General features: G+C 35.3%; 6 protein-coding genes. 4 read left to right on the top strand and 2 right to left on the bottom strand.

The genetic code is table 11. From position 1 onward, the window contains the following. Nucleotides 1-94 precede the first annotated feature (94 nt). On the bottom strand, nucleotides 95-1,045 hold the full coding sequence (locus IV57_RS12650; RefSeq protein WP_057881887.1) for a zinc-binding dehydrogenase: 951 nt from the start codon (nucleotides 1,043-1,045) through the stop codon (nucleotides 95-97). Between the two features lie 248 nt (nucleotides 1,046-1,293). Then, nucleotides 1,294-2,055 carry a glycosyltransferase family 2 protein gene (locus IV57_RS12655; protein WP_057881888.1) on the bottom strand — a complete coding sequence of 254 codons (762 nt, stop codon included), beginning with the start codon at nucleotides 2,053-2,055 and terminating at the stop codon, nucleotides 1,294-1,296. Nucleotides 2,056-2,121: 66 nt separating this feature from the next. Between IV57_RS12655 and IV57_RS12660 the strand changes: the two genes are divergently transcribed. From IV57_RS12660 to IV57_RS12675, 4 genes are all read left to right on the top strand, one after another. After that, a complete protein-coding gene (locus tag IV57_RS12660) occupies nucleotides 2,122-2,874 on the top strand; it encodes a tyrosine-protein phosphatase (RefSeq protein ID WP_057881889.1) in 753 nt (250 codons plus the stop codon). A 282-nt stretch (nucleotides 2,875-3,156) separates the two neighbouring features. Continuing rightward, complete coding sequence (locus tag IV57_RS12665; RefSeq protein WP_057881890.1) at nucleotides 3,157-4,353, top strand: sensor histidine kinase; 1,197 nt, start codon at nucleotides 3,157-3,159, stop codon at nucleotides 4,351-4,353. Next, nucleotides 4,346-4,969 (top strand): response regulator transcription factor, encoded by a 624-nt coding sequence (locus tag IV57_RS12670; RefSeq protein WP_057881891.1) that lies wholly within the window; start codon nucleotides 4,346-4,348, stop codon nucleotides 4,967-4,969. The genes IV57_RS12665 and IV57_RS12670 overlap by 8 nt, the downstream gene beginning before the upstream one ends. A 190-nt stretch (nucleotides 4,970-5,159) precedes the next feature. After that, the gene (locus IV57_RS12675) at nucleotides 5,160-7,100 is read left to right on the top strand and encodes an ABC transporter ATP-binding protein/permease (RefSeq protein WP_057881892.1); all 1,941 of its coding nucleotides are present in this window, start codon (nucleotides 5,160-5,162) and stop codon (nucleotides 7,098-7,100) included. The last annotated feature ends 92 nt before the right edge of the window (nucleotides 7,101-7,192 follow it).

The raw sequence follows: 7,192 nt of genomic DNA on the forward strand, positions 1-7,192 counted from the left end.
CTTGCGGAGAGCGGCATCATAATAATAACTCCGTTAACTCTCGCTCTAACCGAGCTTAAGTAAGAACTTAAAATTTTGATGAACATACTTTTTATTAGTCGGTTGTCACAATAACTTGTCCCATTGGACGGTCATGTTTCATGATATATTCTTGTGCTGCTTGAATATCATCAAGTTTGAAAACTTTAGAAATTGGAATTGTTAAATGATTATCATTAATCAATTTGAACATTTCATTAATAACATCATCGTTAATATCAACACCATCAAAGGCCGTGATATATTTACCACCGATATTTTCAAACGGATCAAAGTTCTTCCAGAGCCATTCTCCTGAAAGTAAACCAATAGTTGTATAATAACCACCACGTTTAACATGGGATAACGAATCACTAACCACCGTTGCACCAACCATATCAAGGAAACCATCATATGATTTGTCCGTTTGTAATTTACCATCTTTATCGATTACAACATCAGCTGCACCCATATCCAACAACATTTGACGACGTTCTTCACGTCTGGTTGTTGAAGTAACTTTAATACCCATAGCATTGGCTAAAACTAAGGCTGCCATACCAACACCTGTTGTACCACCACGAACCAATAATGTTTGTCCAGCATGTAACTTAGTTGCCTTCAAGGCACCAAAGGCTGTATAAAATGTTTCTGGATAGTTGGCAAAATCTGTCCATGAACCGTCAAATTCAACCGGGTGAATAATATTATCAGGTACCAAAGCATATTGTTGTTCACTACCATCAAATTCACGACCAAAACCACCATTTACAACCAGAATCTTTTGACCTTTACTTAATTTACTATTTTTAGCAGGTTCAAAAACCTCACCAACGGCTTCAACACCGATAACTCTTGGGAACTTAACCGAAGGAGAACCACCCTCACGAGTCAAAACTTCATAACGATGAACGGCAAAAGCTTTGATGTGAATCACTGTTTTATCATCGGTTGCCTTAGGCATAGGACGATCTTCAATTTTTAGAACTTCTGGTCCACCGGCTTGACTAATTACGACTGCTTTCATATTTAAAAACTCCTTTGTATTTGCTTTATATATCTCTCTACAATTAAATACTATAAACTGTCCCGCAACGTTACAGTCAAGGAATAGTCTGAAAGTTTTTCAAAAAGTTTTGTGAAAGCAGAAAACCTCTATTAAATGGTATTCTTTATTTGGTGTTTAGCTACTGATCCCGCTCTCCACAGGAAAGAAAAATTAGGCTACACAAAAAAGCCAAGCACTCTGCCTGACTTACCCATAATTAATATATATTAAATCTGATTTTTTTCATTTCGAGTGCTATCTCGAATTGTCTTATAGACTTTCATCCTAGCGACGCCAACATCACGAACATTTTCCATCGCAAACTTCTGTGTGATACTGCCCTTACGAGAAATATAATGATACAGTGGCAAGTTATCAAGATAGAACTTTCTAGCTAAGGTAGCGTATTGGACATTAAAAACTTGATCCTCCATCAAATCCAGATCAGTTTGAAACAACAGATCATTCTTCACGATAATTGAACGAATATAAGCTTTGTTCCACGTGTAACCCATCACGGTACCAGTCATCTTGATGATTTGTTTCACGGCCTCATCACGACCAACAATTGCTGTTTGATGCTTAGCAATTTTATTTTTGATTTTGCCATTCTCGCTCTCATTAAAGAATCCGCAAGTGACCATATCAACATCTTCATCAGCAAAGATTTTGATAAAATGATCAACGTAATCAGGTTCGACCTGATCATCACCATCAATAAAAGTTACTAATTCACCATCAGCATGTTGTAATCCGGTATTTCTCGCTGAAGAAACACCTGAATTTTTTGCGTGGCAAACAACAGAGATCCAATCATATTCTTTTTCATAAGAACGGATTATCTTCTGAGTTTGATCTGTAGAGCAATCGTCCACAATAATTAGATTGAAATCCTGATTAGTTTGAGCAATCACTGAATCAATCGTGCTGGAAATATAATCAGCCACATTATAAGCTGTCATAATAATTGAAAGTTTATTCTTCACCATAAATCACCTTATTATTATTTTACTTCTAATGACCTAAAATACGCAACGACTCGGGGAGGAGAAAAAATGAAACGCATATTAAATCTTGAAGGTGCAATAAATTTACGTGAACTTGGTGGATATCCCACTGCAGATGGTACAACAATTAAATACAATAAACTCTTACGTTCAGGGGATATAAGTAATTTAACAGCCGATTCTTTAAGCTACCTTAAAAAATATGGTTTACGTTATGTTGTCGACTTTCGTTCTACTGATGAACAACAGAATTGGGCCGATACCACATCTGACTTTTATAAAATATATTCAGATCCAGTTTATCCACTAAAAGGTAATGGTGAGAAATTAGCTGGAATTATTAATCATGATAATTTTTCATACCTGGGAATGATTTATCAAACTGTCGTTCTTGATACTAAAGGACAACTGGCCTATAAATTCCTATTTAATTTATTACTTGAGAACAGTAAAGCGGATCAAGCCTTATTATTCCATTGTGCTGCTGGCAAAGATCGAACTGGAATTGGTGCTTTGTTAGTCCTTAAGGCCTTAGGAGTTGACGACGAAACAATTACGAAAGATTATCTTTTAACTAACTTAATGTACGAGAACAATGAAACTATTGAACAAACTCTCAACGACAAAAATGGTAACCAAGATATCAATCGGATGAATATGACTAAAGGTGATTTAGAAAGTATTACTTCAGTTTTTGAAGCCATCGATCACTATTATGGTAGTTTTGAAAATTATTTGGATTCGGCTTTAGGCATCGATAAGTCCAAGTTACTTCAATTGAAAGAAATTTATACTGAATAATCAACCGTCTAATATCTTGATATATCAAACTAGGTTAGCGGAATCGGTTTTAGATTGGTTATAATGTTTTTACGGGGAAGGCGAACCCTCACCTCTTACCGCTTATTATAAAACCCAGCCTGTCCTTCTCCGTAAATACTGATTTGCAACATTTCCATACCTTAAAGTTTGACTAATACAAAACCAGCAATCGTTTTCCTCACTCATTTCCCAATGTGTGAGGTTTTTTTGTTTCCTCAAAAATAGTATTCTGTAACTAAATCGACTACAAAGGAAATCAATATGCAGTTTAAAAAATTTTTGGGCTTTTACTTGCGAATGCTCATACTTTTCATCGTCATCATTGAATTAATCGTTAAAAATTTATCTTATCAAAACAAAATCATTTTCATATCCTTCACATTTTTGGCAGCTGCTTTAGATATTTGGAATTATAGCCCTTGGTTAAAAAAACACTCTGTTCAGATAATCGAATGTTCAACCTATTTAATATTTATTATTCTAGGGTTCATTAACTTAATGAATCCCAAAACTATCACCATCATGTATTTTTACTTTATGATCGTAGAAACCGCTGAAAGTACCATCAGGCATACTCCTCGACCCAAACATATCATTATTATTCAATTTATCATTTATTTTGCTTTCGTTGTTCTGCCGACTGTCACCCAACTAAACTTCAGCACTTGGGTTGGTTATTTTGAACTAATCCTCTCTCCATTTACAATTCAATTCTGGAGCACCTACCTTATTTCCTATTTGTATCTCAATTTAGTCGAAAAGAATCGGGCCATTGATAATTTGAATAAAGAATTAATGACTAAGGTTGATCAGTTACAGGATTACTCTGCCAAAATAAAAGAATTGACTTTGATTGAAGAACGGCAACGAATTTCTCAAAATTTACATGATATGTTGGGACATTCACTGATTGGTTTGAGATTGCATCTGGACGCATTAAATCAATTTATCGACACTGATCCACAGAAATCTCATCAAATCCTCGATAAATCGAAAAGTATTATCGACCACAGTTTGATTGAATTACGAGAATCAGTTAATGAACTTAACGAATCGAAGGAATTAGCTGATTTAAAAACAGCCTTGGAAGAACTTCAAAGTTCAATTTCCGTAACTGGTAAAGTCAAAGTTGATTTAAAAATGTACTTTGATGTTAATAAGCTCGATATTTCAATCAAAGATCTAATTTATAAAACAGCACAAGAATTCATCACTAATAGTCTCAAACATGGTCACAGTTCATTAATTATTATCAAATTACGTTTAAATGATAATCAATTGATTTTTAATTTGAGCAACAACGGTTTAAATGCTACCGATATTACCGCCTCAAACGGTATCAATGGCATTAAAGATCGCGTTAAAAAATTACAGGGTACCGTCGAATTTACCGATAATTATCCGGTAGGTTTCAAAACTGACATCACCCTTCCGATTGGAGTAACCAATAATGATTAAAATGATTATCGCTGATGATCAAGCAATTGTCCGTGAAGGACTGGCCTTAGTATTAGGTTTCGATGATGAAATCGACATTGTTTTTCAGGCTAGGAATGGCCAAGAAGTAATTGATTATTTACAGAATAATAACTGCGATATCGTTTTGATGGATATCAAGATGCCTGTTATGAATGGAGTCGATGCTACTAAAATCATCCATCAAAATTACTCGGATGTTAAAATTTTGATTCTAACTACCTTTAATGATTACGAATATATTTTTCAAGCTTTAAAAAACGGTGCTAATGGTTATTTACTTAAGGATACTGATGGCAAAGAATTGATTACAGATATCAAAAAAGTACAAAATAATGAGTCAATCATCGGCAGTCAGATCAGTAACAGCCTTGTCGCTGGTATTCAAAACAACGACCAACAAGATATGATTACTTCTTTAACATCCCGTGAATTGGAGATAGCCCGTGCCATCGCTAACGGTAAGAGTAACAAGGAAATTAGTACGATTTTGTTCCTATCCGAAGGTACTGTTAAAAACTATGTCACTAATATTTTTGAGAAACTACAACTGTCTAATCGGACTGAAGTAGCCCTATTTATGAAGAAATATGACTAAAGTCATATGAAACTTATGACCTATTGCAATAGGTTGAAAATCAAAATCATTATATACTTCTAACTGTTAAGAAAATAAGAACAATATTTACACACAAGGCATTAAATTTTTAAAAAGTTCAAAATAAATTTACAATTATTAATATAGCGTTGACGATGTGTGTCAAATATAACAGAAGAGGGGTAAATAAATGAGCTTACTTGAGTTAAAAGACGTAAGAAAATCATTTACGTTAAACAAGCAAGAATTTCCCGTACTAAAGGGAATCGATTTGAAACTAGACCGTGGAGAATTTGTTTCTATTCTTGGTGAATCCGGTGGTGGTAAAACTACCCTACTAAATACCATTGGTGGCTTGGATTCACAATTTAAAGGTGACATTTTAGTTGACGACAAATCTTTGAAAAAAGGTTCCGACAAGGCTTTAGATAACTATCGTAGCCACACAGTTGGCTTCGTTTTCCAAAGTTTCCATTTAATTAGCCACCTAACTATTCTTGAAAATGTTATGGTTCCACTCGAAATGTCTTCATTAAATAAAAGTCAGCGAACTGGCCGTGCTAAATCCCTACTTGCTAAAGTGGGTCTGGCTGAACATCTCGATAAACATCCTAGCCAATTATCCGGTGGACAAAAACAACGTGTTGCAATCGCCCGTGCCTTAGCAAATGATCCTGAAATCATCATCGCTGATGAACCAACTGGTGCTTTGGATTCTGAAAATACTGAAGAAGTTTTGAAGATTTTAGATGACATTGCCAAAGAAGGTAAATTAGTTATCGCCGTGACTCACTCACAAATCGTGGCTGACTATGGTACTCGTGTGGTTCACTTGCAGGATGGTAAAGTTGACTCTGACAAAACCTTACGTGATCCATATCCAATTCCTAACGAAATTACGACTGATAAGAATATTACTCACTTAAGTTTTGGTGATACTTTTCGTTTAGCTTGGGAACATATGCGTTATACCAAGGGTCGTAATATCTTGATTATTCTGGGAGCTGCAATTGGTATCTTCTCAGTCATCTTTATGTTAGGACTAGGCTCTGGTATTACCGGATACATCAACGGTGAAATGACTAAGCAAGTTAATCCCAATGCAATTCAAGTAACTAAGACCGTTTCACGAGATAATACTGATCCTAGTAGCATCAACATGAGCAATTCGGATCTGAAGAATTTCAAAAGTATCAAGAACGTTAAAAAGGTTGAAAAAGCTTATTTTGCCCAAGGTCCTAAAGTTAATTTCAACAATAAAAATGTCGCTGTTCAATTCTTCCAAACTTGGAATGCGACTGAAAAACCGGACGATATCACTACGGGTAAAAAACCAAGCAATAATCAGATTATACTTTTGAAATCTGATGCTCAAAAACTAGATAAAAAGAATTACAAGAATATGGTTGGTAAAAACGTTAAGATGTACGTTACAAGTCTCGATAAGAATAACCAACCAACCCAAATTACAATGAACTTAAAAGTTTCAGGTATTATCAAATCCGGATCATCAGCTATTACCTATAACACACTAGAAACTGCTGCTAAGGATGCTAATGTTGCCATTAAACCTAACTTTGCTACCCTTTCTGTTAATGACACTCTTAACGTCAAAGGTGTCCAAGAAAAGGTTAAATCTTACAAGACAACTATTGATAAGAAGAAACAAAACAGATACACGATTACTGGTGTCGGTGCCATTATCGATTCTCTAAATACTTATCTAAGATTGGCTTTTGACGTCTTAGCTGGTATCGCTGGAATTTCTCTAATCGTCTCCGCTATCATGATCATTGTTGTTCTTTACATCAGTGTATCCGAACGTACTCAAGAAATTGGTATCCTTCGTGCCATTGGTGCCAGAAAGAAAGATATTAGAAATATGTTCATTTCTGAATCCTTCTTAATTGGCCTATTATCAGGTGTCTTCGCTTCAATCATTGCCTGGTTAGCTCAAATGGGAGTTAATTCAATTGCCCAAGGTGCCTTTAAGGCCACGATTGTTGCCATCTCCCCAGGTAACTTTATCTTCGGTATCGTGGTCAGCATTGTGATCAGTTTACTTGCTGCCCTAGCTCCATCAAGACGTGCTGCTAAACTTGATCCACGTGATTCATTGACTGATGAATAATAAATAAAAGTTAGTACCATCATCTTTCAAGTTCTCACTAAAGATTGGTTAAAGCGGAGGTTTTCTTATCCTGCCGTCGTCCGCACAAATTC

The organism is Companilactobacillus kimchiensis (assembly GCF_001438805.1).
In the GTDB taxonomy this organism is placed as follows: Bacteria; Bacillota; Bacilli; order Lactobacillales; family Lactobacillaceae; genus Companilactobacillus; species Companilactobacillus kimchiensis.